The organism is Rhizorhabdus sp. GW822-FHT03C02 (assembly GCF_058801765.1).
Genome location: NZ_JBXANN010000032.1, coordinates 1 through 1,432, shown reverse-complemented (window position 1 = coordinate 1,432; position 1,432 = coordinate 1). Strand labels below are relative to the sequence as shown.

Here is a 1,432-nt window from a genome sequence, read left to right as displayed (position 1 = left end):
TCCGTTCGTGTCGAGCGTAGTCGAGACATATGTGGACGGCCCCCACTTGCAAGAGGTTTGAGCGGACAGATTGATCGTATCGCTTGCGCTCATATGTACGGCCTGTTGGAGCGGTCGCACATGACCGCTGGCCAAGCTGGTATCCGCGACCTGGGTTCCAAACACGTACGCGACCTTGAAGGCCAGTGTCTCGATCGGAGTGTCCCGCGTCGTGGATCGAACGATCCTACCATCTGCTTTTCTGCTGCAAGTTACGGCCTCATCGCGGCACGGTAGCGTATAGTTCGCTGACCGTGTCGGCTGAGCTCTATGCAGGCTATGCGACTACCGCCAGCGCAGGACTGCGTTTGTAGCTTTCGCCGGTCACCATGAGCTTCCAGGCGATACGGGCGATCTTGTTGGCTAGGGCGATGGCGACGAGTTTGGGTGGTTTACGCTTGAGCATTTCGAGCAGCCATGGCGAGGCGTTGCGGCCTGTGCCTTTTCGGACGTACTTGAGCAGAGCCGTGGCGCCCACCACCAGGGTACTTCGCAAAGCCTTATCGCCGGCTCGGGTGATGACGCCCAGCCTGACTTTGCCGGCGGTCGAATGATCCCGCGGCGTGAGGCCGAGCCAAGCTGCAAAATCACGACCGGATTTGAACAGCTCGGGCGAAGGCGCCTTCATCGTCAGCAGCGATGCGCCAATCGGCCCTACGCCCGGTATTGCGGCCAGGCGGCGGCTACGCTCGTCATTGCGGTGCCAGGCCATGAGGTCGGCTTCGACCTTCTCGATTTCCGCCTCCAGCCGCGCATATTCGCCAGCCTGCATCGCAAACAGTCGGCGCGCGAGTTCGGGAATGGTTTCATCGGCCGCGATCCGCTCGAAAAGGCGGCCGACATGGCTCATCCCCTTGGCTGCGGTCAGCCCAAACTCGGCGGCATGACCCCGCACCGCATTCGTCAGCTGGGTGCGATTGCGCACCAGCCGGTCGCGCACCCCGATCAGCATCAGCGCGGCTTGCTGCTCCCTGTCCTTCACTGGCACGAACCGCATCGTCGGACGGCTCATCGCCTCGCACAGCGCTTCGGCATCGGCCGCGTCGTTCTTACCCCGTTTCACATAGGGTTTGACCAGTTGCGGTGGCAGCAGCTTCACCTCATGTCCGAATGAACCCAACAACCGAGCCCAATGATGCGAGGCCGCACACGCCTCGATCCCGATAACTGTCGCCGGCAGCTTCCGGAAAAAACTCTCCATTTCCTTACGCCGCAGCTTCTTGCGTAACACCGGCTGCTCAGCCGCATTCACCCCATGAAGTTGAAACACCTGCTTTGACGTATCCATCCCTATGCGGATAATCTGGTCCACGGACGGCCTCCTCGTTTGAGATCTCGACAACCTCATTCTGGCACATTGCGATGCCGTCGGGGGCCGTCCACCCCAACACGT

1 protein-coding gene is annotated in these 1,432 nt (G+C 60.9%); it reads right to left on the bottom strand.

Translation table 11 applies throughout. The annotated features are described in order from the left end of the window. Positions 1-316: 316 nt before the first annotated feature. The gene (locus AC1RM6_RS30420) at positions 317-1,351 is read right to left on the bottom strand and encodes an IS110 family RNA-guided transposase (RefSeq protein WP_493108436.1); all 1,035 of its coding nucleotides are present in this window, start codon (positions 1,349-1,351) and stop codon (positions 317-319) included. Between the last annotated feature and the right edge of the window lie 81 nt (positions 1,352-1,432).